The sequence below is a fragment of the Pseudomonas sp. FYR_7 genome (genome assembly GCF_043106155.1).
Lineage (GTDB): Bacteria > Pseudomonadota > Gammaproteobacteria > Pseudomonadales > Pseudomonadaceae > Aquipseudomonas > Aquipseudomonas parafulva_B.
Window position 1 is genome coordinate 48,612 of the sequence record NZ_JBICMI010000013.1, and the last position, 25,927, is coordinate 74,538.

The window sequence follows — 25,927 nt, forward strand, 5'->3', positions numbered from 1 at the left end:
GCGCATCCCTGCTGCCCGCTTGAATGACCAGTGTCAGTCGTCTTGCTTTTCAGGGGCCGGGCTGCCGGCCTGGATGCGTTTGAAAATCTCCTCGCGGTGCACTTGAACATCCTTGGGTGCGTCGATGCCTATCCTCACCTGCATCCCTTTGACGCCCAGAATGGTGACTTTGATGTCGTCGTTGATGACGATGCTCTCGCCAACCTTACGGGTGAGTATCAGCATGTACTTCTCCTTGGTGATAAAAAAGTCCGCAGGCAATGTGCCCTGGCGGTGGGAGCCTATCCCTTTTCCTTCTCATTAAAGACGCTTCAGAGGCCTAGTAATTCCCAGAATGTCAAAATCTATGGCACGCAAAGGGGAAGCGGACAAACAGGCGTCCCATGAAGGCTTTGTAGGACAAGGTGCTCTGTGTTGAAGGATAGTGATGGCGTCGTTCAATGGGAAATACCTTTGCATCATCGGTTGGATAGACGCACTCAATGTGCGGCCTGCTGTTCCAATGCCTTGAGAAAGACCAATAAAGCGACCTCTTCCGGGTCCAGCCCCTTGCGTACTCGGCTCTTGGGCAAGGCGGCCAGGCGCCCGAGCGTGTAGTGCTCCAGTACCGCTGGGTGGATGTAGCAGCGTCGGCATACCGCAGGGGTGTTGCCAAGGCGCGAGGCGACTTGCTTGACGATGGCAGCGACCTGGCGTTTGGCCTCGGTCTCCGGCTCCCAGGCCAAGGGCCTGAGCAGGTCCAGCGCAAGGCTGCTGCCGGCCCAGGTACGGTAGTCCTTGGCCGTGAAGTCGGCGCCAGTCAGCTGTTGCAGAAACTGATTGATGTCGCTCGAACCAATGCTGTGACGCTGGCCATCGGCATCGAGATACTGGAACAGTGCCTGGCCGGGCAGTTCCATGCAACGCTTGAGCAAGGCCGCCAGGCGTCGGTCGCGCAGCGTTACATCGTGTTCGACACCACGCTTGCCGCGGAACTGAAAGCGGATGGTACTGCCCTTGACCTCTACATGTCGATTACGCAGGGTTGTCAGCCCGTAGGACTTGTTGTCGCGCATATAGCGCTGGTTGCCAATGCGGATGAGGGTATGGTCCAGCAGGCTGACCACCAGGGCCATGACCTTTTCACGGTCAAGGCCCGGTCGAGACAAGTGGGCTTCCAGTTGTGAGCGCAGCTTTGGCAACGCCTGGGCGAAGGCGAGCATGCGGCCGTACTTGTGCTGGTCACGGGTTTCACGCCACTGGGCATGATAGCGGTACTGTTTGCGGCCACGGGCATCGCGGCCAGTGGCCTGCAGGTGCCCTTGCGGGTCGGCGCATATCCAGACATCGGTATAGGCCGGTGGGATTACCAGTGCAGCGATACGTGCCAGTGTTTCAGGGTCGCGTACCCGTTCACCGTTGGCGTCCAGGTAGATGAAGCGGTCGCGCCAGCGGCGGCGAGTCAAACCGGGCTGGCTGTCGTCGACGTAATGCAGCGTTTCGGGAAGCGGGCAGTCGAGCATGGGCGGCAGGCCTCGATCAAGTCACTGATCAATGGACAACAGCCGCTTGGCCGTTGCTCCATTTCCGCACGTTAGCTGAGCAATGCAACCGATTTGATCTGTGCATACAGGCGCTGGCCTGGGTGCACCCCAAGCTGGTCCGCCGAGAACCGGGTAATGCGGGCGAGCAGGATGCTACCGTCGGCATCCAGGCTGACCAACAAATGGGCTGGGTTGTCGGCAGCGTGGGTGTCGCGTACCTGAACGTGCACTCGGTTGAGGATACTTGAGGTGCCGTCAGCGGTGAGCGCCAGGCTTACGTCGCGTGCATGGACCTTGACCCGCAAGGCGCTGCCCAGGGCGCGCATGGGATGTGCGAAACGTAATACGAGCCCTTTGTTGCCAGGCAGGCGCAGCTCAAGCAGATCGTAGTGCGGGTCGTGCCCTGTCACCTGGCCTTCGAGCACCACACCGGCGTCATCGCCCTGGGCCAGCGACAAGTCCAGACGAGCCAAGGTAGGCGCAACCGGACCGCTTGCCACCACACGTCCGTGCTCCAGCAGCACCACATGGTCCGCCAAGCGTGCCACTTCGTCCTGGGCGTGGCTGACATAGACCACGGGTACGTCCAGCTCCTCGTGCAAGCGCTCCAGGTAAGGCAGGATTTCGCGCTTGCGGGGCCCGTCAAGAGCGGCCAGGGGCTCATCCATCAGCAACAGTCGGGGGCTGCTGAGCAGCGCACGGGCAATCCCGACGCGTTGCGCCTCGCCCCCCGATAACGTCGAAGGTCGGCGCGCCAGCAGGTGACTGATACCCAGCAGCTCGCTGGCATGTTCCAGACTTACCTTGCGCTGGCTCGACGGGACACGGCGCCAGCCGAACTCCAGGTTGCCCCGTACGCTCAGGTGCGCAAACAGGCTGGGCTCCTGGAAAACGTAGCCCACCGGGCGCTGGTGGGGCGGTAGAAAGACGTCGCGAGCGGTGTCCTCCCAGACCTCGCCATTGACTTGCACATACGCCTGACCAGGGCGCTCCAAGCCGGCCAGGCAGCGCAGGCAACTGGTTTTGCCTGACCCGGAGTGCCCAAACAAGGCGCTGATACCGCGCCCTGGCAGTTGCAGGTCGATGTCCAGCGTGAAAGCGTCGCGTGCCAGTTTCAGGCGTGCCACGATCAAGTGCGTCATGTCAGTTCCAGCCCGTATTGCCGCGTTTGCCTGCGTATAGCAACAGCAGCACCAGGAAAGAGAACACCAGCATGGCACCTGCGAGCCAGTGAGCCTGGGTGTAGGCCATCGCCTCGACATGGTCGAAAATCTGCACGGACACCACGCGGGTCTTGTCGGGAATGTTGCCACCGATCATCAGCACGACACCAAACTCGCCTACGGTGTGGGCAAAACCCAGAATGCTGGCAGTGATGAAGCCAGGACGGGCCAGTGGTAGCGCCACATGCACGAAACTGTCCCAGGGCCCGGCGCGCAGCGTGGCCGCCACTTCCATGGGGCGTTTACCGATGGCGGCAAAAGCGTTTTGCAGCGGCTGGACCACAAAGGGCATCGAGTAGATGACCGAGCCGATCACAAGGCCCGAGAAGCTGAACACCACACTGTCCAGGCCCAGTGCTGCAATCGCTTGGCCAAGCCAGCCATGCGGGCCTAGTGCAATCAGCAGATAGAACCCGATCACCGTAGGCGGCAGCACCAGAGGCAGGGCAACGATGGCACCTATCGGGCCGCGAAGCCATGACCGGGTGCGTGCCAGCCACCAGCCGATGGGTGTGCCCACGATCAACAGGATCAGGGTGGTCAGGCTGGCCAGCTTCAGGGTAAGCCAGATGGCGCCAAGGTCACTGGCATCGAGCGGCATCAGATTTCATAGCCGTAGGCTTTGATTACCGCAGCAGCGTTGGGGCCCTTGAGGTAGTCCACCAGGGCCTTGGCAGCCGGGTTGTCCTTGCCTTTTTTCAGGATCACTGCGTCCTGGCGGATGGGGTCGTGCAAGGAAGCCGGGACGATCCAGGCCGAACCACTCTGTACCTTGCCATCCTTGAAGATCTGCGACAGCGCCACGAAGCCCAGCTCTGCGTTACCGGTAGATACGAACTGGAAGGCTTGGGTGATATTTTGACCCTCGACCCATTTGGCGCGCGTCGCCTCGGTCAACTTGAGCTTTTCCAGCACTTGCGTGGCCGCCAGGCCATACGGCGCGGTCTTTGGATTGGCGAGTGAGAGGTGCTTGTAGGCATTGCCTTGCAAGACCGCGCCCTTGTCATCCACATACCCAGGCTGGGCCGACCACAGGGCCAGTGTTCCGATGGCGTAGGTAAAGCGTGAGCCCGGCACGATGGCGTTCTCTTGCTCGAGCTTGGCCGGGGTGCTGTCGTCTGCTGCCAGGAACACTTCGAAGGGGGCACCGTTCTTGATCTGGGCATAGAACTGCCCGGTAGCGCCGTAGGCTGCGATCAACGTATGGCCGGTGTCCTTCTCGAAATCCTTGGCGATGGCCTGGATTGGCGCGGTGAAGTTGGCAGCGACAGCCACCTGGACCTCGTCGGCCCAGGCGGTGTTCAGCATGATCAGGCTGGCGAGGGCGGCTAGATAGGGCAGGCGAGAACGCATTGGGACAGCTCCTGGTTTTCGTTATATGCCTGACTATATAGCGCTTCGCCAGTTGCCTGCAGCTGTTTTTGTTAAATAGCGGTTGGAGCAAGTTTCAAGCGGTCCGATTAGCGGCTTAGTCGAGCCAATGCATTGTCTGCAATGTCACGGGTCAGGTCTGCAGCGGACATGTGCCGGCCAAGGCGCAGTGCCTGGCCTGCCCAAAGGTTGCTGAAGCCACTGTCGCCTTGAGCCTCAGTGATCGCTCGCAACGGCATCAACGCGCCACCTGCCAGTGGAAACCGCGGTGCCTGCGCGCTCATGGGGCCCAGATCGCGCATCAGGCGATTATTGATGCCGCGGGCCGGGCGACCAGTGAACAAGTTGGTCAGGGCTGTGTCGCTGGCCGGTGCACTGTCCAGCGCCTGCCGGTGAAACGACGACACGTTTGCCTCAGGGCAGAACAGGTAAGCAGTGCCGATCTGCACCGCAGAAGCGCCCAGTGCCAATGCGGCCAGCAGACCACGGTGATCGGCAATACCACCGGCCGCGATCACCGGTACATCAACGGCATCGGCCACTTGCGGCACCAGCGCAAGCGTACCGATTTGGGTGGTGATGTCTTCACTGAGGAACATGCCACGATGCCCGCCAGCCTCATAGCCCATGGCGATGATCGCATCGCAGCCACGGTCCTGTAGCCAGCGCGCCTCTTCGACGGTGGTGGCACTGGACAGTACCCGTGCCCCGCTGGCTTTGACCCTGCGTAGCAGGTCAACCTGAGGCAGGCCGAAGTGGAAACTCACCACTTCAGGGCGCAGTTCCTCAACCAGCTGGCAGCTCTGTTCGTCGAAAGGGGCGCGATTAGACGCCGGCGCAGGTGCTTCGAAATCAGCCCCCAGTGCTCGATAGTAGGGTTCAAGCGTCTGCTTCCACGCGGTCAGGGCGTCGGCATCGCAAGCCGGCACCTGATGGCAGAAGAAGTTCAGGTTCAGGGCGCGGCCAGGGCTGGCAGCTCGAAAGGCCGCGATGTGCTCGCGTACCTGCTGGTGAGTGAGCATGGCGCAAGGCAGGGCGCCCAGACCACCAGCCTGGCTTACCGCAATGGCCATCGCCGTGCCCGATGCCCCAGCCATCGGCGCTTGAAGGATGGGCCGTTCGATACCCAGCAAATCGAGAATACGGCGATCGGGCCACTGACTCATGCGAAGCTCCTTCAAGCGCGGTGAATGGGGACTGGGCGATTAGAGTGCCTTGCTGACCTGGATGTCGCTGACCTTGTCGACGTCGTCACCATGGATCTTGCGCAGGGCTTGCAGGGCCTGTTCCGGAGAGTCGTCTGACATGAGGGCGAAATCCCAGCGGCGCTGGCCTTCGAGCTTGTATTTGATGACGTACTTGATGGTCTGGGTCATGGCTGGCCTTACCTGAGTTGCGACGGGGAACGGCGGATGATCTTGATCTTGTGCGTGAGGCTGGGCTTGCGCGTGACCGAGATCGGACGGGTCGTCACGGTATCGATGGTGATGTTCCAGAAACCGGTGCTGGGCACGGTGATCTTGGCGGGGAACTTGTCGAAGTGGCCGCCGTGATAGGTGTGACGACCGCCATTCTTGAAGCTGCGAAAGTTGGCGTCGTTCATCAGACGGATGTTGCAGCGCTGGGAACACTCGATGACGACGATGTCGTCCTCGTTGAGGTGCTCGCGCTGGTGTACGAATTTCATGTGTGGCTCCGCAAAGTCTGGTTTTGCAAACGCGCACGATACCACGATGCGCGGTGAGCGCGCCGGGCGGCTGATCGGGCGCAGATAAATCTGCCAGTCCAGGGAGCAAAAGAGCCAGATCACGGTCGAACGGGGTTCGTGATGACAGAGGTGCAGCAGATGAAGTGGATGTTGGCGGCGTGGATGCTGACCCTGGCCGGGTGCGCCAGTGTGTCTGACCTTGAACAGTCCCATGAGACGATGGATGTGATGTCAGGCAAGACGCCACGTGAATATGCCGACTGCGTGAAGGCCCGCCTGGCCGACTCGCGTGGCCCGTTGACGGAAGAGAAACGCGGCGATGGATTGCGTCTGATCGTGCCGCAGAAGTTCTCGCCAGGCGAGGGCCCAGGCGCGCTCCTGGATATCAGCCAGCGTAGCAACAATGGCAGCAGCATCAAGTTGCATGAGCGTCTGAGCAACTTCCCATTGCGCCCGGGTGATGTGCGCAAAGCCGCGACGGCTTGTATTTCCGGGGATTGACCCAGCGCAAGTGACCATCCTCCTTTTGCTTATATGTTTTGGGCCTAAGCATATAACAATAGAAAAGGAGGTTCGTGATGAGACCGTTCAGCGTCATGGTGATCGGTGGCCTGATGTCCCTGGCCTGGGCATCGGCCCACGCTGCAGATGGCCAGAAAGTCTTTACCCAAGGGGGCGCAGACCCCGCTGCCCTGGCCTGCATCGGGTGCCACGGTGCCGATGGCAACGGCATCGGCGCAGCAGGCTTCCCTAGGCTTGCCGGCCTGCCGTCCACCTACTTGAGCAAGCAATTGCATGACTGGCGCAAGGATACTCGACAGCAGGCAGTAATGGCGCCGGTGGCAAAGGCGTTGTCCGAGGACGAGATCACGGCAGTGAGCGCCTACCTGGCCAGCTTGCCGGCACCGCCAACCGGTGAACTGCGCCGTCAGCAAATTGCCGATGATCCAACGCTGCGGCTTGCGCTTTATGGCGACTGGGATCGGCACATCCCCGGATGTATCCAGTGCCACGGCCCTGGCGGTGGCGGGGTGGGCGAGCACTTCCCTCCGTTGTCTGGTCAGCCTGCAGCTTACCTGGTGGCACAACTCAACGCCTGGCGGGATGGAACGCGCAGTAACGATCCCAACCAGCTGATGGTCGGCGTGGCCAAGGCCATGACCCCTGACGAGATCACGGCCGTTGCCGAGTTTTTCGCCCATCCCGCTAACCTGGAGGCCAAGCCATGAAGCCTTTGCTTACAGCCCTGCTGCTGGCCGCAGGCAGCGCTCACGCCAACCCCGTGACCATGGAGGACCAGTCCCAGCTCAAGGTGCCGGATGCACAGGCGCAGCCGCGCTTCGTGCCGCCGGCCGAGGGCCAGTTGCCGGACAATGCGTTTGGCAAGATGGTGCGCGAGGGTCATGCCCTGTTCGTCGATACCCGGCGACTGATGCCTGAAGCGGTTGGCAACGGCATGAACTGCAGTAACTGCCACCTAGATCAAGGGCGCATGGCGCACTCGGCTCCCCTGTGGGGCGCTTATCCGATGTACCCGGCCTACCGCAAGAAAAACGACAAGGTCAACACCTATGCCGAGCGAATCCAAGGCTGTTTTCAGTTCAGCATGAACGGCAAGCCGCCGGCGGCTGACAGTCCGCAGATGACTGCGCTGTCGGTTTATTCCTACTGGCTTTCTACCAAGGCGCCGACCGGGGTCGAGTTGGCCGGGCGAGGTTATCCGGAAGTGGCGCCGCCAGCGGGTGGCTATGACTTCACGCGTGGGCAGAAGGTGTATCTCGAACAATGTGCGATCTGCCACGGCAAGCAGGGCGAAGGGCAGAAGGTGGCGGGCGAGTATGTGATGCCGCCGCTCTGGGGCAGGGACGCCTACAACTGGGGGGCGGGCATGCACCGGATCAACACGGCGGCGTCATTCATCAAGTACAACATGCCACTGGGTCGACCGGGTTCGCTCAGCGACCAGCAGGCCTGGGATGTGGCGGCCTGGATAAACCGGCACGAGCGGCCCCAGGACCCACGGTTGGTAGAGGGCTCCATCGAGAAAACCCGCCTGAAGTTCCATGCCAATGACGGGGTCAACCTCTATGGCCAGAAGGTCGAGGGGGTGTTGATCGGGCAGGGCACCAGTCGCTGATGGCTGGGCAAGGGCCTGGATGAGTGACGTACCGGTCAGGAATATTGGGCGACCCTTTGAACTATCCGTGAGCGGTTGCCTCTATGTTCCCAACGATCGGCCACAGGCGGGGCATTGTAAGGTGACCGCCGCCTGATTAGACTGCGCCGTAACCCCCAGGCCTAGCCTTTGTTAAGGACGTTTATGATCAAGAAATGCTTGTTCCCGGCAGCCGGCTATGGCACTCGCTTCCTGCCCGCCACCAAAGCCATGCCGAAGGAAATGCTGCCAGTGGTCAACAAGCCGTTGATCCAGTACGGCGTTGAGGAAGCATTGGATGCAGGGTTGAGTGAGATTTCCATCGTTACCGGTCGCGGTAAGCGCGCGCTGGAAGATCACTTCGACATCAGCTACGAGCTGGAAAACCAGATCAAGGGTACCGACAAGGAGAAATATCTGGTAGGCATTCGTCGCCTCCTGGACGAGTGCTCGTTCTCCTACACCCGTCAGACCGAGATGAAAGGCCTGGGCCACGCTATCCTCACCGGCCGTCCGCTGATCGGCGACGAGCCCTTCGCCGTTGTGCTGGCGGACGACCTGTGCGTCAACCCTGAAGGCGACGGCGTGCTGACCCAGATGGTGAAGCTGTACAACCAGTTCCGTTGCTCGATCGTCGCCATTCAGGAAGTCGATCCGCAGGAAACCAACAAGTACGGTGTCATTGCCGGCGACATGATCCGGGACGACATCTTCCGTGTGACCAACATGGTAGAGAAACCAAAGCCTGAAGATGCCCCGTCCAACCTCGCCATCATCGGCCGTTACATCCTGACCCCGGATATCTTCGACATCATCGCCAATACCGAACCCGGCAAGGGCGGCGAAATCCAGATCACCGACGCCTTGCTGCAACAGGCCCAGAATGGCTGCGTAATCGCGTACAAGTTCAAAGGCCAGCGTTTCGACTGCGGTGGCGCCGAAGGCTACATCGACGCGACCAACTTCTGCTTCGAGAACTACTACAAGACCGGCAAGGCCTACTGAGCCCCTGCTGCAAGCCAGGCGCGTTTTTTCTTGCCGCCTGATGCTTGAAGCCTGAAACTGCCGGTACCAAGCTGCAAGTGACAAGCCACGCTGCCCGTTGTGCAGTCTGCCGCTTGAAGCTTGCAGCTTTTTTTTGGAGAACGAAAAGTGGCCTACGATTTTGATCTGTTCGTGATTGGCGCCGGCTCTGGTGGCGTGCGCGCCGCACGGTTCGCTGCCGGTTTTGGCGCAAAGGTAGCGGTTGCCGAGAGCCGCTACCTGGGCGGCACCTGTGTCAACGTGGGATGTGTGCCCAAAAAGCTGCTGGTGTATGGCGCCCATGTGGCTGACGAGCTGGAGCAGGCTGCGGGATACGGCTGGACCCTGGAAGAAGGGCACTTCGACTGGGGTACGCTGATTGCCAACAAGAACCGTGAAATCGAACGGCTAAACGGTATCTACCGCAACCTGCTGATCAACAGCGGCGTGACCTTGGTTCAAGGCCATGCGCGCATGACCGGTCCCAACGAGGTCGAGGTCGAAGGCCAGCGCTACAGCGCCGAGCACATCCTGATCGCCACCGGCGGCTGGCCCCAGGTACCCGACATCCCTGGCAAGGACTTGGCGATCACCTCCAACGAAGCGTTCTATCTCAAGGACCTGCCGCGGCGGGTGCTGGTGGTGGGCGGCGGCTACATCGCGGTGGAATTCGCCGGGATCTTCCAGGGGCTGGGCGCCGCGACCACGTTGCTGTATCGCGGCGATCTGTTCCTGCGCGGCTTCGATGGTTCGGTGCGTACCCACCTCAAGGAAGAGCTCGAAAAACGCGGGCTCGACTTGCAGTTCAATGCTGACATCCAGCGCATCGACAAACTCGAGGATGGCAGCCTCAAGGCGACGCTCAAGGACGGGCGGGAACTGGTTGCCGACTGCATCTTCTACGCCACCGGCCGGCGTCCGATGCTGGACAACCTTGGCTTGGAAAACACCGGCGTCGAACTGGATGACAAGGGGTATGTGCGAGTAGACGATCAATACCAGACCACGGCGCCCTCGATCCTGGCCATTGGTGATGTGATCGGCCGCGTGCAACTGACGCCTGTGGCACTGGCTGAAGGTATGGCCGTGGCCAGGCGTTTGTTCAAGCCGGAGCAGTACCGCCCCGTGGACTACCAGAATATCCCCACGGCAGTGTTCAGCCAGCCGCCTATCGGCACGGTAGGGCTCACCGAAGAACAGGCTGTCGAGCAGGGCTATGAGGTCAAGATCTTCGAAAGCCGCTTCCGCGCCATGAAGCTGACCCTCACCGACATCCAGGAAAAGACCCTGATGAAGCTGGTGGTGGATGCCAAGACCGACAAGGTGCTCGGTTGCCACATGGTCGGGCCGGATGCAGGCGAGATCATCCAGGGCCTGGGCATCGCGCTCAAAGCGGGCGCGACCAAGCAACAGTTCGATGAAACCATCGGCGTGCACCCCACGGCAGCGGAAGAATTCGTGACCATGCGCACGGTGACTCGCTGACTCAACCCAGGCCGCACGCAACGTGCGGCCTGGTTGCGGGGTGGCGGTTAACGAGCCGCAGCCCCCACGCCGCCGCATCCATGGGTTGCCGCCCGCTTGGGCAACACCGGGCTAGGCAGCCCTTGACCGGTCTGGCTCATAGCCAAAGCCAATCATAAGCATCAGGTTTGCCAATGAGCCTTTATCGGTCCATGCGGTTAGGATTCTCTCCGTCAACTGATTTCAACCCATGAAGGAGCGTCTCTCATGCCTATCATCAACAGCCAGGTCAAACCGTTCAACGCCACTGCCTACCACAAGGGCGAGTTCGTCCCGGTCAGCGAAGCCGACCTGAAAGGCAAATGGTCTGTCGTGTTCTTCTATCCAGCCGACTTCACTTTCGTGTGCCCGACCGAGCTGGGTGACCTTGCTGACAACTACGCCGAGTTCCAGAAACTGGGCGTTGAGATCTACGGTGTTTCCACCGACACCCACTTCACCCACAAAGCGTGGCACGACACCTCGGACACCATCGGCAAGATTCAGTACCCACTGATCGGCGACCCGACCCATGTGATCGCCCGCAACTTCGACGTACTGATCGAAGAAGCCGGCCTAGCTGACCGCGGTACCTTCGTGATCAACCCCGAAGGCCAGATCAAGATCGTCGAGCTGAACGATGGTGGTGTAGGTCGTGACGCTACCGAGCTGCTGCGCAAGGTCAAGGCTGCCCAATACGTCGCCGCGCACCCAGGCGAAGTCTGCCCAGCCAAGTGGAAAGAAGGCGAGGCTACTCTGGCGCCGTCGCTGGATCTGGTCGGCAAGATCTGATTCTCGCCCGATAAGCGCCTGTGCCGCGGCAGCGCCGCGCAGGCCTTGCGGGGAGATCAGCCAGTCATGTGCCATACGCGGGCGGTAAGCAGCCGCCACAGCTGAACCACTTACCGCCCCGTTAAACGCCCGGGCGACTTCGCCTGGGCGTTTTTGTATCCGAGTTTTGAAAAAGGAAATCGCCCGTATGTTGGACGCCACGCTTAAATCGCAACTGAAAACCTACCTGGAGCGGGTCACCCAGCCGATCGAGATCGTTGCTTCCCTCGACGACGGTGCGAAGTCCCGCGAATTACACGACCTGCTGGTGGAAATCGCCGGCTTGTCCAGCCTCATCAACCTGCGAGCCGATGGCGACGACGCCCGCCGCCCTTCGTTCTCGCTCAATCGCCCCAACGGCGACATCAGCCTGCGTTTCGCCGGCATTCCCATGGGCCACGAGTTCACGTCCCTGGTACTGGCGCTGCTGCAAGTGGGCGGCCACCCCTCCAAGGCCAGCCTGGAAGTGATCGAGCAGATCCAGGCGCTGGAAGGGGAGTTCAGCTTCGAGACCTACTTCTCGCTGTCCTGCCAGAACTGCCCGGATGTGGTTCAGGCATTGAACCTGATGGCGGTGCTCAACCCCAACGTACGCCACGTGGCCATCGACGGTGCACTGTTCCAGGCTGAAGTCGATGCCCGCCAGATCATGGCCGTGCCCAGCGTGTACCTCAACGGTGAGGTGTTCGGCCAGGGGCGCATGGGCCTTGAGGAAATTCTTGGCAAGATTGACACCAACGCCGGCGCGCGTCAGGCCGAGAAACTCAATGCCAAGCAGGCGTTCGATGTACTGGTCGTGGGCGGTGGCCCGGCAGGTGCTTCTGCCGCCATCTATGCAGCGCGCAAGGGTATCCGCACCGGCGTGGCCGCCGAACGGTTCGGTGGGCAGGTGCTCGACACCATGGCCATCGAGAACTTTGTGTCCGTGCATGAAACCGAAGGCCCGAAACTGGCCACCGCGCTTGAAGAACACGTCAAGCAGTACGAAGTGGACATCATGAACCTGCAGCGCGGTGAAGCACTGATTCCGGCTACCGACGGCGGCCTGCATGAAGTGCGCATGGCGAGCGGGGCTTCGCTCAAGGCCAAGACCGTCATCCTGGCCACCGGCGCTCGCTGGCGCGAGATGAATGTACCGGGTGAACAGCAATACCGTGGCCGCGGCGTGGCCTACTGCCCGCACTGCGATGGCCCATTGTTCAAGGGCAAGCGCGTGGCGGTGATTGGTGGCGGTAACTCCGGCGTGGAAGCGGCGATCGATTTGGCAGGTATCGTGGCGCAGGTGACGTTGATTGAATTCGATAGCCAGCTGCGTGCCGATGCGGTGCTGCAACGCAAGTTGCACAGCTTGCCTAACGTGACGGTCATCACCCAGGCCCTGACCACCGAAGTGATCGGCAATGGCGAGAAAGTGACTGGCCTGCGCTACAAGGACCGCGCCAGCGACATCGAACATGAGCTGGCGTTGGAGGGGATTTTCGTTCAGATCGGTCTGTTGCCGAACACCGATTGGCTCAAAGGCACCGTTGAACTGTCGGCACGCGGCGAAATCATCGTCGATGCCAAGGGGCAGACCAGTATTGCGGGTGTGTTCGCTGCAGGTGACGTAACGACGGTGCCCTACAAACAGATCGTGATCGCTGTAGGCGAAGGGGCGAAGGCGTCTCTGGCCGCCTTCGACCACCTGATCCGCACCTCGGCCCCTGCATAAGCGACATTTGGGCAGAGCCGCAACCCTCGCATGCACTGGCCGTGCTCTACGGCGCAGCGCATGCGGGGGTTTTGTCATGGGCCTGGCTAAACCCCCGTGGCATGAGGGTGTCTATGCTTACATGCAGACCCTCCAGGAGCCACGCCATGACCCTGATCAGCCGCGAACCCTGGTGGCTAGTGCCGCCAAAGCCTGGGCAGACTGAACAAGACCTGCACTGGGGCTACCTTGAGATCTACAGTAACGGCCACACCGTATTCGTCGATCAGCGCCCAAGCGATCGTGAAATGGCCGAGCGCAAGAGCTGCCGCAACTTCCCCAAATCAGACCGTTGAAGCCTAGCCGCCAAGTGCGTCCAGGCGAGCTTCCAATGCAGCGATACGCGCTTCCAGTGCTTCGATTCGATCCTGCGCGGCCGCGCCGGTACCGCTGCGTGTTGGACCTTCCTGCTGCCTTGCGGCCAGAATGGTTTCTATTTCCGCCGGGTCACCCAACCCATGCGTGTAACGGTCTTCCCGCTGACCGGCCTGACGCGGCAGGTGCACGGCCAAGTTACGTGATACCAGGCGCTCGAGCTGGTGGCGGACCTGGTCAGTGTCGTCGAAGTCGTGCAGGCGGTTGCTGCGGGCTAGCAACTCGCTGAGGGTCTGCGGGCCACGTAGGAACATCAGCCCCATCAGCACCAGCTGTGCAGGCACCAATTCCAGCGCCTTGTCCACCCGGTGTTCCCAGCGATCGGCGCGGCTGCCCATCTGCAGGCGTGCCATCTGTTGTGCTTCGAGGCTGCGCAACGCCTGGCCCACTTGGCCTTGGGTGAGGTTCATCACCGGCTCGCGGCTGGTCTTTTGGTTACAGGCCAGGAGCAGGGCGTTGAGGGTGAGTGGGTAGCTTTCCGGGCTGGTGGCCTGTTTTTCGATCAGCGAGCCGAGCACGCGAATCTCGACGCTGTTCAAGCGACCTTCAGTGGGGGTGTCTTGCTCGGACATGGCCCTGTCTCATTGCTGGGAAAAGGCCATTAGCGTAGGTAAATGAGGGGAGGGCCGCAAGACGGCCCGGCTGAATCAGGCGCTGCGGCGCTCCTCGGCCTGGCAAGCGGCTGCAGTGAACAGCACGTCGGTGGAGGAGTTGAGTGCGGTTTCGGCGGAATCCTGCAGCACGCCGATGATGAACCCCACCGCCACGACCTGCATGGCGATTTCACTGGGAATACCGAACAGGCTGCAGGCCAGCGGGATGAGCAGCAAGGAACCGCCGGCCACGCCTGACGCACCGCAAGCACAGACCGCCGCTACCACACTGAGCAACACGGCCGTGGGGAGATCCAAGGGAATGCCCAAGGTGTGCACCGCCGCCAGCGTCAATACGGTAATGGTGATTGCAGCGCCGGCCATGTTGATCGTGGCCCCCAGCGGAATGGATACCGAATAAGTATCCTCATGCAGCCCAAGCCGTTCGGACAACGCCATGTTCACAGGAATATTGGCTGCCGAACTGCGGGTGAAAAATGCAGTGATGCCGCTTTCGCGTAGACACAGCAGAGTGAGCGGGTAGGGATTGCGACGGGTTTTCCAGAACACGATCAGCGGGTTCATGACCAGGGCGACGAACAGCATGCACCCGATCAGTACCGCCAGCAAGTGCAGGTACCCCAGCATCGCTTTCAGCCCGGACTGAGCCAAGGTGGACGTCACCAGGCCGAAGATGCCCAGTGGCGCAAAGCGAATGACGATGCGCACGATCAGCGTAACGCCGTTGGACAGGTCGTCGACCACCTTGCGGGTGGTGTCACCGGCGCGGCGCAACGCGATGCCCAAGCCGATCGCCCAGGTCAGCACGCCGATGAAGTTGGCGTTGAGCAACGCGTTGATCGGGTTGTCGACCGCACTGAGCAGCAAGTTCTTCAACACCTCGCTTATGCCGCCCGGTGCACTTAGGGTGGCATCGGCTGTGTTCAGTACCAGGTGCGAAGGAAACACCATGCTGGCAACCACCGCCACGACAGCCGAGGCGAACGTGCCGAGCAAGTACAGCCACAAGATGGGACGGATGTGGGTTTCCTGTCCGTGTCGATGATTGGCAATCGATGCCATGACCAGGATGAATACCAGCACGGGTGCCACCGCCTTCAAGGCACTGACGAACACCGTACCGAAAAAGCCCAGGTCGCGGGCGACGGCTGGCGCGATCAGGGCAAGGGCGATACCTGCCACCAGACCGATCACGATTTGCGTCACCAGGCCGGTGCGGTTGAGAAGGCGAAGGAGCGGTGTCATGCGCAGCGAGGTCCCGAAATCTGAAAAGGGCTGGACTTTACCATAGACCTTGGTCAGGCACTTGCTGGCCGTTGTCAGGAAACGCTACCAGTTGAACAGTTCGCGTCGTGCCCCTTCAGTGATGGCAACGATGCCAGGATGCTTGACCTTGCGCTCGACTGAAATAGCGTAGAAGGACTCGTTCACGGCCTCGGTTTGCCCGATCAGTTGTACGCCATATTGGCGACACACTTCTTCGGCAATTACGCTGGGCGCCACGAAGATGCCACTGCCAGACTGCCCGAACGCCTGCATCAGGGCACTGTCGTCGAACTCCCCGACGATTCGCGGTTGAATGTGTTGCTCACCGAGCCAGCGCAGAAGGCGGCTGCGCAGTACGGTTTCCTGCCCGGGTATGAGCAGCGGCGCATCGTGCAGGCATTCAGGAAACCGACCGGCATGCCGAACGGCCAATGCTGGGGTGGCGAAAAAGCTCAGGCCACATTCGCCCAGTTTCTGGCTATAGCCTTTAATGTCCAGGTGCGGCGGCATCGGGCTGTCTGAAATGACCAGGTCCAGTCGCTGAATGGCAAGGTCGGCCAGGAGGCGCTCCAGCTTGTCTTCACGGCAGTTGATGCGCAGCACATTCTCAAGCTCCATGGTCGGTGCCAATAATCGATAGACAATGGATTTGGGCACCACGTCAGCCACCCCGACCCGGAACAGAATCTGCTCCTGGGGGCCGGCACGCAGCATGGCTTCAAGCTCTTCCCCTAGCTGGAACATCTGCTCGGCGTACGTGAGCGCCTGGCGTCCGGTTTCAGTCAATTCCAATTGCCGACCAACCCGCTGGAACAACTCGACGCCATAAGCCTGTTCCAACAGCGTGATCTGCCCGCTGATGGTCTGTGGCGTCAAGTTCAATTGCTCGCTGGCGCGAACGATGCTGCCGGTTCGGGCTACCACCCAGAAGTAGTGAAGCTGGCGATAGTTAAGCATGAGCGCAAAGGCCAATTCGAAAAAACCGAAGTATATCGCTTGAAAATACGAATTTTACAGAAGTGTTGCGCCGACTAGAATCCACATCATTCAGGCTGATACGAGCCTGCGCACATCATTCCGGAGGCGCCTATGCTGTATTTCAAATCAATGGGTACTGCGCTGGTCATGGGCATGACGCTGATAGTACTGGCCGGCTGTGATCAGGCTGAGAAGTCTGCGCAGCAGGTGCTGGACCAGGCAGCGAAGTCGGCTCAGCAGGTTATCGAGCAAACCAATCAGGCTGCTCAGCAGGCCCTGAGCGACGCGCTGGGGCCCGAGAAGCAAGAGCCCGAGCAAGATGACCCTGCCTCCAAAACCCAGGACATTTGATCCCTAACCCGCGTGACAGGATGTGAACAATGGAATATTTGCTGGAACTTGCCGCTAGCCCCACAGCCTGGGTGGCGCTTGCCACGCTGGTGGCCATGGAAGTAGTACTGGGTATCGACAACCTTATCTTCATCTCCATCCTGACCAACAAGTTGCCCGTTGCGTATCGCTCCAAGGCACGTCGCATCGGTATCAGCATGGCACTGGTGATGCGTCTGGCACTGCTGAGCACCGTTGCCTGGATCGTGCAACTGACCGACCCTGTGTTCGAGGTGTTTGGCAACGCCTTCTCCTGGAAGGATGTGATCCTGATTGCCGGCGGCCTGTTCTTGCTGTGGAAGGCCACCAAGGAAATTCACGAGAACGTCGACCCACACGGTGCCAAGGAAGAGTCCAAGGCTTCTTCTACCGTCACCTTGGGCTTTGCCGCAGCGATTTTCCAGATTCTGTTGCTCGATATCGTGTTCTCGGTAGACAGCATTATCACTGCCGTAGGCATGACCGAACATTTGCCGATCATGATCATCGCCGTGATTACTGCCGTGATCGTGATGATGGTGGCGGCCGATCCGTTGGCCAACTTCATCAACGACAACCCTACCGTTGTCATGCTGGCGCTAGGTTTCCTGATCATGATCGGCATGACACTGATCGCCGAGGGGTTCGGCGCCCACGTGCCCAAGGGCTATGTGTATGCGGCCATGGCATTCTCGACCGCTATCGAGATTCTGAATATTCTGGCACGTCGGGCACGCCTCAAGCGTGAGGCCAAGCAAGGATGACAGCAGGCGGGGCGCATGGCGCCCCATTCGCTGCATGTTTCGGGTGGGGTCAGTGCGCCGCTGCTGCGCGTGGAGCACGCCGTGCAGGGGCGGGTTGAGGGCGTGGCTGTGTTTGCGCAACGGGTTGAGCGTGCCGCCGTGCGATGCGCAGTACGCCCCAGAGCATGGCCACCGCAACGCTGAGCCACATGCACACCAACATGATGATTGCCAAGGTCATATTCATTCGTGCCTCCATCTCTACGGCGAGCGCTTGATACGCCAGCGATTGCCTTCCAGACACTTGATTAGTGTAGCCCCTGCGTCGGTACGTTCCATCGAATAACGCCTGCGGCGCCGAGCTGATTCGCCAACATGCCCTGTCGGACTGTACCGCCGCTGTTGTGGGACCTATCATCGCGAACACAGCAGGGCGCTGCCTGCCCTGCGTTTGAGCAAGCGAGTACCCCATGCCCACTTTCACCTCGTCGTCGCCGACCAAGGCCGTTCGTCAGCTCATCCTGGCGTGTTGGTTGGGTGTCACCTTGGCAGGTTGTGCCGGGACACCCTCTACCGCCCTCCAGGGCCTGCCCCAGCGGGTGGAGCTCAGCAGCGTTCCGTTCTACCGCGGTAACGCCAACCACAGCGCAGCCATGGCATTGGCCGCGGTCCTGTCGCAGCAAGGTGCGCCCATCACGCCAGGGTTGCTCGATCAGCCGCTGAACCTGCCCATGGGCCTCGACAGCCTCGATACCAGCATTGCGCGCGTTGCGCGGGACTACGGGAGGGTGGTGTACCCCTTGGACAAGCGGCTCGATGCCTTGTTGACGCAGGTTGCCGCTGGAAACCCGGTGCTGGTTCGCTATCAGGACGGTTCGGCATGGTGGAGCGAACCCAGGTATGCGGTCTTGATAGGGTATGACCGGTACAAACAGCGCGTGCTGATGCGTGCAGGCATGCAACGCCGCCTGGTGATAGCATTCGACGATTTCGCCTCTGCCTGGGCGAAGGAGGGGCGCTGGGCAATTCTGGTGCAGCCGCCGGGGCAGTTGCCGGCGAACGTCGATCGTCAGCGCTGGCTGCAGGCCGCTGACGAACTGGCGCGTGCGGGTCAGGAATTAGCGGCCAGGCAGGCCCTGGACAGCATCAAGTGAGACCGCTCGCATCAAGCGTCACGCGGTCACTGTAAGAGCGGCCTTGACGGGGCGCCGGAGCGGCTACGGCCCAGCGATATCGAATGAACAGCATCACGCCAAGTGGCAGCCCTTTACGGGCTGCCATGCCTTAGCTCAGAAGCCCAGGCGGTCACGCAGGCTGTAGTACCAAGCGCCCAAGGCACTGAAAGGCACGCGCAGCATCTGACCGCCCGGGAACGGGTAGTGCGGCAGCCCGGCAAAGGCATCGAACCGCTCCGCCTGGCCACGCATCGCCTCGGCCAGGACTTTGCCTGCCAGGTGGGTATAGGTGACCCCGTGGCCCGAACACCCCTGGGAGTAATAGATGTTGTCACCGATCCGGCCTACTTGTGGCAGGCGCGACAACGTCAGCAGGAAGTTGCCGGTCCAGGCGTAATCGATCTTGACGTTCTTCAGCTGCGGGAAGGCCTTGAGCATCTTCGGACGGATGATCGCCTCGATGTTGGCCGGGTCCCGTGCCCCATATACTACGCCGCCACCAAAGATCAGGCGCTTGTCACTGGTCAGGCGATAGTAGTCGAGCAGGTAGTTGCAGTCTTCGACGCAGTAGTCCTGCGGCAGCAAGGTACGCGCCAGTTCATCGCCCAAGGGTTCGGTCGTGATGACCTGCGTACCGCAGGGCATGGACTTGGCGGCAAGCTCTGGGACCAAGTTGCCCAGGTAGGCGTTGCCCGCCACGATGATGAACTTGGCGCGCACTTTGCCCTGTGGGGTATGCACGACCGGGTTGGCGCCACGCTCGATGCGCACGGCCGGGGTTTGCTCATAGATGGTGCCACCCAGCGATTCGACGGCAGCAGCTTCGCCGAGGGCCAGGTTGAGCGGATGGATATGACCGCCGCTCATGTCGAGCATGCCGCCGATATAGTTGTCGCAGGCCACCACTTCGCGGATGCGCTGTCGATCCATGAGCTCCAGCTGGTTGTGGCCGAAACGTTCCCATAGGCGCTTTTGCGATTCCAGGTGACCCATCTGTTTGCTGGTCAGTGCAGCAAAAACGCCACCATCCTTGAGGTCGCACTGGATGTTGTACTTGGCCACCCGCTCGCGGATGATGCGCCCGCCCTCGAAGGCCATTTCGCCCAGCAGCTGCGCCTGGTGGGCGCCCACGGTGCGCTCGATGACATCGATGTCGCGGCTGTAGCTGTTGACGATCTGGCCACCGTTGCGGCCCGAGGCGCCGAAACCAACCTTGGCCGCTTCGACGACGCTGACCTTAAAGCCGTTTTCTAGAAGGAACAGGGCGCTGGACAAGCCGGTGTAGCCCGCGCCAATGATGCAGACATCGGTTTGCACCTCACCCTGCAGCGCCGGACGTGGCGGCACCGGGTTGGCCGAGGCGGCGTAGTAGGACTGGGGGTAGGGGGTGTTAGCCATGCTGCAGAACCTCGTGTTTTATATTTTTAACGAATGTAGCGATGCTATCAATAATAATAAACACCCGCTAGTCATCCGCTGAAAATCATGGACACCGCCTGCGCCAGACGCTTCTTTATAAAAAGTTTGCAATTCAGTGAGTTAGCGCAAAAAAAACTGTTGACACGTTTTTGTAATTACGTAGAATGCGCACCACGACAGGCACATAGCTCAGTTGGTTAGAGCACCACCTTGACATGGTGGGGGTCGTTGGTTCGAGTCCAATTGTGCCTACCAAATCAAAGAAGGGTGATCCGAAAGGGTCACCCTTCTTGCGTTTGGCGCGGGAAAGTTTGGCATGGCTCCCGTCCGAGCCGTGTTCGAAAGTTTCTGATTTATATCGAAAAAAAGCTTTACAGGTGCTTAGCAGATCTCTAATATGCGCACCACACGACAGGCACATAGCTCAGTTGGTTAGAGCACCACCTTGACATGGTGGGGGTCGTTGGTTCGAGTCCAATTGTGCCTACCAAATCCCAAAAAGGGCGATCAGAAATGGTCGCCCTTTTTGCATGTCTGCTTGAATCAGCGTGTAACCTTTGGCCGCAGTCCGGTTCATGGCCTCGCGTGGTAGAATCCGCCTCTTCCAACCTGGAGGTAGACGCGTGCGCAAACTGGCGGTGGTAATGGCAGTACTGGCCCTGGCGGGGTGTGACAACGAGGTGGAGGGCGTGCACAAGCGTGTGGCCGAACACCTGCAAAATCCCAAGACCGCCAAGTTCGGTAACGTGCGCATTGATACCCAGGGTACGATCTGCGGTCAGGTGCGTGGTAAGGACGATGCCGGCCAATACCAGGCCTACCGCAGTTATGTGGCCATCAAACGCGACGGTCAGTACGAAATCATTGTCGACGACAATGGTAATAACCTGCGTATCCGAGAGCTGTGCGGGGGTGCCGAATTGCAGCGCCGTGCGCAGGCGCTCGAAGGTGAGCCCGCGCCAGAGGGATGGGACGTCGAAGTCATCCAGGGCGCCAACATGGGTGCACTCAGCGACATGACCGCGCGTCTGATCGAGAAGGGCATACCGTCTTCGGTGGAGTACCGGGACGGCAAGCCTGTGGTCCTGCTGGGGCCATTTCCAACCCGGGAGCAGGCTCAGGCCCGTCGCGATGAAGTCATGGCCAAGCTTGGTACCGATTCAGTGGTCATCCAGCACGGCGCAGCCCGCTAAGCGCTCGTAGCCGGTCGATCAGCTACACGCCTTGAGGTCGACCGGCCCTACGAACTCATTGCCGCGCCCCATCAGGCACCCAACCCGCTGGTTGCGTTGATATTCCCAGGGCTGCGGCGGATACGTCTTGTTCCACGCCTCGAATAGCTGGCGGTCCTGCCTGGATAGGCGCAAGTTGTATTGCTTGCTCATATAGAAGTAGGTGCGTGCAATCATGCCGCGGATCGAAGGCCGCGGCATGACCTTCCTGGCCTTGAAGTCCACTTGGGTAAGGCACTTGCCGTATTGCCCGCGTTGCTCTGGCAGCCAGCCGAAGCTGTAGTTGCTGCGGTCGCCGTTGACCTCTCCCACGCTTGGCACCAGGTTGTGCAGATCGGCTTCTGCGCGTTTGTATACCTCGTCGTGCTGCGAGCAGGCCTTGCGACCGCCGCTTTGCCAGCATTGGCGCAGATGGCCGATTTGCCAGGCCGGCACGATGTGTTCCCACTCGATGCGTGAAGCGCGTTGGGCATTCTTGCGTGGTGCATACCCACATGAAGCCATATCGACTTTGTTGCCGTTGTATTTGCAACCGCAATAGAACTCGGTGGATTGTGGTGCGTAGAGTTGCCTGGCGACCTTCTTGGCCTCCTGGAACGTGCGGGGCGCATCGGCATGGGCAAGCGGAGCCATCAGCAGGCAGGCAGCTGCAATAAGCGAAACTCTCATGCGCGGTCAGTCTTCCTTGGGCACAGTCCAGAAAATCTGCACGCCGCCATCGTCACGGTGGGCGAGGGTGACATTGTCATTTTCGGCAATCTCGGCCAGCAACGTGTCCCAGTCCTCCGGTGTTTCCTGTTCCAGGCGAAAGATCAAAGCCGCCCGGCTGCGCTGGGCAATGGGGTTGTTGATGATTTTCTGGATGCGCATGCCCAATTGTTGGTAGCTGGCAGGTGAGGGCGAGGAGGTAGACACAGGCATTTCCTTGTTTTGCTGTATGCACGTACAGTATTTCACTGTAAGGGATTTCGCAACAGCTTGAAGGGAAAGTTCTGCGGCTCGTCCTCGTCATGTTCGCGATCCAGGCCAAGGTCTGCTGTAATAGCGACACTTTCCGGAAATTGCTCATGTATCGATTGGTCTTACGCGTTACCTCTTCCACACACCTCGCTTTGCTGTTTGTCGGTGGTGTTACTGCTCACACTGAGGCCTGGGCCGACCCGTCGACCGCGATCGTTATCGATCCGATGGTCGTCACCGGCGCCTACGCCCCTACCAGCAGCTTTGACCTGCCGTTTTCGGTGGACACGGTCGACCTGTCCAATGGCACGGATGGCCAACTTGGCGTCAACTTGTCAGAGGTCCTGACCAAAGTCCCTGGCCTCGTAGTACAGAATCGCCAGAACTATGCCCAGGACCTACAGATATCGTCACGTGGCTTTGGTGCTCGCTCTGCATTTGGCGTGCGCGGTATCAAGCTGCTCAGCGATGGTATCCCCGCCAGCACCCCAGACGGACAGGGTCAGGCAGCCACGCTGAACCTGGATGTGGCCGACCGCATCGAGGTACTGCGTGGCCCGGCCGCTACGCTGTATGGCAGCAACGCTGGCGGTGTCATCCAGATGTTCAGCCGTGATGGGGAAGGGCCGGCTCGCCTTGGTGCCGAAACAACATTTGGCAGCGATGGCTTCAGCAAGCATCACCTGTCGGCGCAAGGGGGCAACGAGATCGGTGGTTTCGTGCTGGATGCTTCGCGTATGGACACCGATGGTTACCGTGACCATAGCGCGGCCAAGCGCGACCAGACGTTCGCCAAGGTGCACATCAAGCCGGACGCCGATTCACGCCTGGCGCTGATTTACAGCAGCCTGGAACAGAACAACACGCAAGACCCGCTGGGTCAGCTTTGGTCCAGCTACAAGCACGACCCACGTTCGGTCGCTGATGGCGCAAGGGCCTACAACACGCGCAAGAGTATCGACCACCAACAGGTGGGCATGAACTACGAACGCTACGTTGGCGACGCTACCCTCCAGTTCAATCTCTACGCAGGGCGCCGGAGCGTGGTGCAGTACCTGTCGATTCCTCGGCAGGTCGCTTCCAATAGTCAGCGCGGTGGCGGTGTGGTCGATTTTGACCGCGAGTTTCACGGCGGTACGCTGCGCTGGATTCAGCCGGTACTGGCCGTGCCTGGGCATTTCACGTTCACCGTGGGTGCCGACTACGACCAGAGTACGGATGACCGCAGGGGCTACCAGAACTTCCGTGGCGACCAACTTGGGGTCAAGGGCGAGCTCAAGCGCGACGAGAAAGACATCGCTACCAGCCTCGACCCGTATGTGCAGGCGCGCTGGGAAATTGGCAACTGGACCAGCGAGCTGGGTGTGCGCTACAGCACTATGAAGATGAAGGTCGATGACCACTATCTGGAAAACGGTGACGCCAGCGGTGCCAAGCGGTATCAGCAGGCCAACCCGACGCTGTCTGTGATGTATGCCTTCACGCCTGATCTGCGTGGCTACGCCAGCCTAGGAAAGGGCTTCGAAACGCCTACACAGGCCGAAATGGCCTATGCGCCAGGCTTGCAGGAAAGCTTCAACTTCGGGCTGGAACCTGCCACCAGCAAGCAATATGAGCTAGGGGTGAAATATCGCCTGGGCGCCGCCACGCGGCTGAACGCAGCCCTGTTCGAGATCCGTACGGATAACGAAATCGTGGTCGATAATGCCACCAACGGTCGCACCAGTTACCACAATGCCGGGCAGACCGTGCGCCGTGGTTTCGAAGCCAGCTTACAGAGCGACCTTGCCGAGCGCTGGCAGACCACTTGGGTGTACACCCATACCGACGCTCGCTATGCCGACGACTTCAAGCAAGGCGGACAAGTCATCGACAGTGGCAACCGCTTGCCAGGTGTGCCGCGAGACAACCTGTATGCAGAAGTGGTGTGGAAACCCACCACGTCGGTCAGCATGGGGTTCGAGGGGCAGTACCGCAGCAAGGTGTTCGTTGAGGACAGCAACCAGCAGAAAGCTGCGCCTGCCTATGCTGTGTTCAACTGGCGCACGCGCTTCGAGCAACAGGTCGGCCCTTGGACGTTCCATCAGCTGGTGCGCCTGGACAACCTGTTCGACCGTCAGTACGTGGGTTCGGTGATTGTCGGTGACAGCAACAAACGCTATTACGAGGCAGCCCCGGGGCGTTCATGGTACGCCGGTGCTGGCTTGGAATATCAGTTCAGATAGGGTGCCTGGTAACGCTGAAGCCGATGATCGGCTCCAGCGTTGATGGGATCAGTATTCCCAGAAAATCCGCTGCAGCTCCTTGCTGTCCTGGGTCTTGGTCATGGCGACCATGGCCAGGATGCGCGCTTTCTGCGGGTTCAGGTCATGGGCCACTACCCAATCGTTCTTGTCGTCAGGCTGTTCGGCGTTGCGCAGCACGAAACCGCCCTGGTTGACGTGGGAAGAGCGAATGATCTGCACGCCGTTCTTGCGCAGCTCCTGCAGTGCAGGCACCACGCGCGAAGACACCGAACCGTTGCCGGTACCTGCGTGAATCAACGCCTTGGCGCCGTTCTGTGCCAACGCATTGTAGGCGGTATCGGTCACGTTCCCGTAGCCATAGGCAATGTCCACCTGAGGCAGGCTGCTTATCTGCTTGATGTCGAATTCCGAGTCCAGGGTGTGGCGCTTGGCTGGCAGGCGGAACCAGTAGGACTTGCCTTCCACGACCATGCCCATCGGGCCCCAAGCGCTCTTGAAGGCCTCGGTCTTGATGTTCACGGACTTGCTGACGTCACGGCCCGACTGGATTTCATCATTGAGCGTCACCAGCACGCCCTTGCCACGCGACTGCTTGTCGCTGGCGACGGCGACGGCGTTGTACAGGTTGAGCATGCCGTCTGCCGACATGGCGGTGCCGGGGCGCATGGAGCCGACGACCACGATAGGCTTGTCGGTTTTCTCGACCAAGTTCAGGAAGTAGGCGGTTTCTTCCAAGGTATCGGTACCGTGGGTGATGACGATGCCATCCACGTCCTTGCTGTCGGCCAGCTCAGCCACCCGCTTGCCCAGCTTGAGCAGATCGTCGTTAGAGATGCTCTCGGAGGCGATCTGCATGACCTGTTCGCCACGCACGTTGGCCAGCTCTGCCAGTTCAGGCACGCCGGCGATCAATTTGTCGACGCCCAACTTGGCGGCTTGGTAAGTAGCGCTATTGGCGGCGCTTGCACCAGCACCGGCAATCGTGCCGCCGGTTGCCAGGATGACCACGTTGGCGAGCTTTTGCTGGGTCTTGGCTTGATCGGCCGAAACCGTAGCGGGCAGGATCAGCAGCAGGGCGAGTGCGCTGGGGGCAAAGGATTTCAGTGCGGCATTCATCGTTTTTGTGCTCTCTTCCTAATGAGATGATTTTTAGTGCGTCGCGCAGTCGCTAAGGCATGTTCCGTACCAGATCGCCAATAGCCTCTGTAACAACTCGTGACATAGCGTTTGGGCAGGCTCAACCCTACCTCGTGCGTGATGAGGGTGACGTCTTGTTAGGCGGTCGAATGACGTGCGCAATCAGGGTCGGAAGTATTTCATTCGAAAACCCGAATATTTGTAGGAAAACGTGTTCGGTTATCCGGAAATTTACGGATAATCTTGCCCGGGAGTCAGCTGAGCGTATTTGACAAACGCTTGGCGCGTTCGCATAGTTACTCAGCGCAAACGTTTGCTTTCCGACA

General features: G+C 60.2%; 28 protein-coding genes, 2 tRNA genes and 1 pseudogene. 15 read left to right on the forward strand and 16 right to left on the reverse strand.

From position 1 onward, the window contains the following. Nucleotides 1-33: 33 nt before the first annotated feature. The 8 genes from csrA to ACF8R3_RS02360 form a co-directional block, all read right to left on the reverse strand. Nucleotides 34-225, reverse strand: coding sequence for a carbon storage regulator CsrA (csrA, locus tag ACF8R3_RS02325; protein ID WP_058637808.1), 192 nt, complete (start codon nt 223-225; stop codon nt 34-36). Nucleotides 226-479: 254 nt separating this feature from the next. Continuing rightward, nucleotides 480-1,502 carry a DNA topoisomerase IB gene (locus ACF8R3_RS02330; RefSeq protein ID WP_058637807.1) on the reverse strand — a complete coding sequence of 341 codons (1,023 nt, stop codon included), beginning with the start codon at nt 1,500-1,502 and terminating at the stop codon, nt 480-482. A gap of 71 nt (nt 1,503-1,573) precedes the next feature. Next, the gene (gene modC / locus ACF8R3_RS02335; protein WP_392514771.1) at nt 1,574-2,665 is read right to left on the reverse strand and encodes a molybdenum ABC transporter ATP-binding protein; all 1,092 of its coding nucleotides are present in this window, start codon (nt 2,663-2,665) and stop codon (nt 1,574-1,576) included. Nucleotide 2,666: 1 nt separating this feature from the next. Further along, nucleotides 2,667-3,347, reverse strand: coding sequence for a molybdate ABC transporter permease subunit (modB, locus tag ACF8R3_RS02340; protein ID WP_058637805.1), 681 nt, complete (start codon nt 3,345-3,347; stop codon nt 2,667-2,669). After that, nucleotides 3,347-4,099 carry a molybdate ABC transporter substrate-binding protein gene (gene modA, locus ACF8R3_RS02345; protein ID WP_058637804.1) on the reverse strand — a complete coding sequence of 251 codons (753 nt, stop codon included), beginning with the start codon at nt 4,097-4,099 and terminating at the stop codon, nt 3,347-3,349. The genes modB and modA overlap by 1 nt, the downstream gene beginning before the upstream one ends. Nucleotides 4,100-4,206: 107 nt before the next feature. Further along, a complete protein-coding gene (locus ACF8R3_RS02350) occupies nt 4,207-5,283 on the reverse strand; it encodes a nitronate monooxygenase family protein (RefSeq protein WP_197843817.1) in 1,077 nt (358 codons plus the stop codon). 39 nt (nt 5,284-5,322) lie between these two features. Continuing rightward, nucleotides 5,323-5,493: a hypothetical protein gene (locus tag ACF8R3_RS02355; protein ID WP_182138763.1), complete on the reverse strand. Its 171-nt coding sequence runs from the start codon at nt 5,491-5,493 to the stop codon at nt 5,323-5,325. A gap of 8 nt (nt 5,494-5,501) precedes the next feature. Beyond that, complete coding sequence (locus ACF8R3_RS02360; RefSeq protein WP_392514773.1) at nt 5,502-5,804, reverse strand: DUF1883 domain-containing protein; 303 nt, start codon at nt 5,802-5,804, stop codon at nt 5,502-5,504. 159 nt (nt 5,805-5,963) lie between these two features. Here ACF8R3_RS02360 and ACF8R3_RS02365 point away from each other — a divergent pair, with 159 nt between their 5' ends. The 8 genes from ACF8R3_RS02365 (at nt 5,964) to ACF8R3_RS02400 (ending at nt 13,383) form a co-directional block, all read left to right on the forward strand. Continuing rightward, entirely contained in the window at nt 5,964-6,326 is a 363-nt protein-coding gene (locus ACF8R3_RS02365; protein ID WP_058637940.1) for a hypothetical protein, read from the forward strand. 77 nt (nt 6,327-6,403) lie between these two features. Further along, nucleotides 6,404-7,054 (forward strand): c-type cytochrome, encoded by a 651-nt coding sequence (locus tag ACF8R3_RS02370; RefSeq protein WP_392514775.1) that lies wholly within the window; start codon nt 6,404-6,406, stop codon nt 7,052-7,054. Then, complete coding sequence (locus ACF8R3_RS02375) at nt 7,051-7,962, forward strand: c-type cytochrome (protein ID WP_392514777.1); 912 nt, start codon at nt 7,051-7,053, stop codon at nt 7,960-7,962. The genes ACF8R3_RS02370 and ACF8R3_RS02375 overlap by 4 nt, the downstream gene beginning before the upstream one ends. Nucleotides 7,963-8,145: 183 nt before the next feature. After that, nucleotides 8,146-8,985 carry a UTP--glucose-1-phosphate uridylyltransferase GalU gene (gene galU / locus ACF8R3_RS02380; RefSeq protein ID WP_058603367.1) on the forward strand — a complete coding sequence of 280 codons (840 nt, stop codon included), beginning with the start codon at nt 8,146-8,148 and terminating at the stop codon, nt 8,983-8,985. Between the two features lie 147 nt (nt 8,986-9,132). Next, nucleotides 9,133-10,488, forward strand: a complete 1,356-nt coding sequence (gorA, locus tag ACF8R3_RS02385; protein ID WP_392514779.1) for a glutathione-disulfide reductase — start codon at nt 9,133-9,135, stop codon at nt 10,486-10,488. A gap of 246 nt (nt 10,489-10,734) precedes the next feature. Then, entirely contained in the window at nt 10,735-11,298 is a 564-nt protein-coding gene (gene ahpC, locus ACF8R3_RS02390; protein ID WP_028686434.1) for an alkyl hydroperoxide reductase subunit C, read from the forward strand. 187 nt (nt 11,299-11,485) lie between these two features. Beyond that, nucleotides 11,486-13,048, forward strand: a complete 1,563-nt coding sequence (gene ahpF / locus ACF8R3_RS02395; protein WP_392514781.1) for an alkyl hydroperoxide reductase subunit F — start codon at nt 11,486-11,488, stop codon at nt 13,046-13,048. A 146-nt stretch (nt 13,049-13,194) separates the two neighbouring features. Then, nucleotides 13,195-13,383 (forward strand): hypothetical protein, encoded by a 189-nt coding sequence (locus ACF8R3_RS02400; protein ID WP_058603364.1) that lies wholly within the window; start codon nt 13,195-13,197, stop codon nt 13,381-13,383. A gap of 3 nt (nt 13,384-13,386) precedes the next feature. Here ACF8R3_RS02400 and ACF8R3_RS02405 read toward each other — a convergent pair whose 3' ends face one another. The 3 genes from ACF8R3_RS02405 to nhaR all read right to left on the reverse strand — a co-directional run bounded on the left by ACF8R3_RS02405 (nt 13,387) and on the right by nhaR (nt 16,299). Beyond that, nucleotides 13,387-14,034 carry a YceH family protein gene (locus ACF8R3_RS02405; RefSeq protein ID WP_196185397.1) on the reverse strand — a complete coding sequence of 216 codons (648 nt, stop codon included), beginning with the start codon at nt 14,032-14,034 and terminating at the stop codon, nt 13,387-13,389. 75 nt (nt 14,035-14,109) lie between these two features. Further along, nucleotides 14,110-15,321 (reverse strand): serine/threonine transporter SstT, encoded by a 1,212-nt coding sequence (gene sstT / locus ACF8R3_RS02410; protein WP_058603362.1) that lies wholly within the window; start codon nt 15,319-15,321, stop codon nt 14,110-14,112. An 84-nt stretch (nt 15,322-15,405) separates the two neighbouring features. Next, complete coding sequence (gene nhaR, locus ACF8R3_RS02415) at nt 15,406-16,299, reverse strand: transcriptional activator NhaR (RefSeq protein ID WP_392514783.1); 894 nt, start codon at nt 16,297-16,299, stop codon at nt 15,406-15,408. A 132-nt stretch (nt 16,300-16,431) separates the two neighbouring features. Between nhaR and ACF8R3_RS02420 the strand changes: the two genes are divergently transcribed. Both ACF8R3_RS02420 and ACF8R3_RS02425 read left to right on the forward strand, forming a co-directional pair. Next, entirely contained in the window at nt 16,432-16,671 is a 240-nt protein-coding gene (locus ACF8R3_RS02420; protein ID WP_058637795.1) for a hypothetical protein, read from the forward strand. A 29-nt stretch (nt 16,672-16,700) separates the two neighbouring features. After that, entirely contained in the window at nt 16,701-17,453 is a 753-nt protein-coding gene (locus tag ACF8R3_RS02425) for a TerC family protein (RefSeq protein ID WP_027916097.1), read from the forward strand. Between the two features lie 49 nt (nt 17,454-17,502). Here ACF8R3_RS02425 and ACF8R3_RS02430 read toward each other — a convergent pair whose 3' ends face one another. After that, nucleotides 17,503-17,679: a hypothetical protein gene (locus ACF8R3_RS02430; RefSeq protein WP_178091250.1), complete on the reverse strand. Its 177-nt coding sequence runs from the start codon at nt 17,677-17,679 to the stop codon at nt 17,503-17,505. A gap of 204 nt (nt 17,680-17,883) precedes the next feature. Here ACF8R3_RS02430 and ACF8R3_RS02435 point away from each other — a divergent pair. Then, nucleotides 17,884-18,586: pseudogene (locus ACF8R3_RS02435) on the forward strand (peptidase C39 family protein). A 135-nt stretch (nt 18,587-18,721) separates the two neighbouring features. Here ACF8R3_RS02435 and ACF8R3_RS02440 read toward each other — a convergent pair. Beyond that, nucleotides 18,722-20,005, reverse strand: coding sequence for an FAD-binding oxidoreductase (locus ACF8R3_RS02440; protein ID WP_078478389.1), 1,284 nt, complete (start codon nt 20,003-20,005; stop codon nt 18,722-18,724). Between the two features lie 199 nt (nt 20,006-20,204). On the opposite strand from ACF8R3_RS02440, the gene ACF8R3_RS02445 reads away from it, so the two are divergent. The 3 genes from ACF8R3_RS02445 to ACF8R3_RS02455 all read left to right on the forward strand — a co-directional run bounded on the left by ACF8R3_RS02445 (nt 20,205) and on the right by ACF8R3_RS02455 (nt 21,219). Beyond that, nucleotides 20,205-20,281: transfer RNA gene (locus tag ACF8R3_RS02445), tRNA-Val, on the forward strand. A 158-nt stretch (nt 20,282-20,439) separates the two neighbouring features. Then, nucleotides 20,440-20,516: transfer RNA gene (locus tag ACF8R3_RS02450), tRNA-Val, on the forward strand. A 133-nt stretch (nt 20,517-20,649) separates the two neighbouring features. After that, the gene (locus tag ACF8R3_RS02455; RefSeq protein WP_058603356.1) at nt 20,650-21,219 is read left to right on the forward strand and encodes an SPOR domain-containing protein; all 570 of its coding nucleotides are present in this window, start codon (nt 20,650-20,652) and stop codon (nt 21,217-21,219) included. Nucleotides 21,220-21,237: 18 nt separating this feature from the next. Here the strand turns inward: ACF8R3_RS02455 and ACF8R3_RS02460 are convergent, their stop codons facing one another. Together ACF8R3_RS02460 and ACF8R3_RS02465 are read right to left on the reverse strand one after the other, a co-directional pair. Next, complete coding sequence (locus ACF8R3_RS02460; RefSeq protein WP_182138755.1) at nt 21,238-21,927, reverse strand: endonuclease; 690 nt, start codon at nt 21,925-21,927, stop codon at nt 21,238-21,240. 6 nt (nt 21,928-21,933) lie between these two features. After that, on the reverse strand, nt 21,934-22,179 hold the full coding sequence (locus tag ACF8R3_RS02465) for a DUF1654 domain-containing protein (RefSeq protein WP_058603354.1): 246 nt from the start codon (nt 22,177-22,179) through the stop codon (nt 21,934-21,936). A 266-nt stretch (nt 22,180-22,445) separates the two neighbouring features. Here ACF8R3_RS02465 and ACF8R3_RS02470 point away from each other — a divergent pair, with 266 nt between their 5' ends. Next, entirely contained in the window at nt 22,446-24,443 is a 1,998-nt protein-coding gene (locus ACF8R3_RS02470; RefSeq protein ID WP_228385184.1) for a TonB-dependent receptor, read from the forward strand. Nucleotides 24,444-24,491: 48 nt separating this feature from the next. Here the strand turns inward: ACF8R3_RS02470 and ACF8R3_RS02475 are convergent, their stop codons facing one another. Then, on the reverse strand, nt 24,492-25,580 hold the full coding sequence (locus ACF8R3_RS02475) for an asparaginase (protein WP_392514786.1): 1,089 nt from the start codon (nt 25,578-25,580) through the stop codon (nt 24,492-24,494). Between the last annotated feature and the right edge of the window lie 347 nt (nt 25,581-25,927).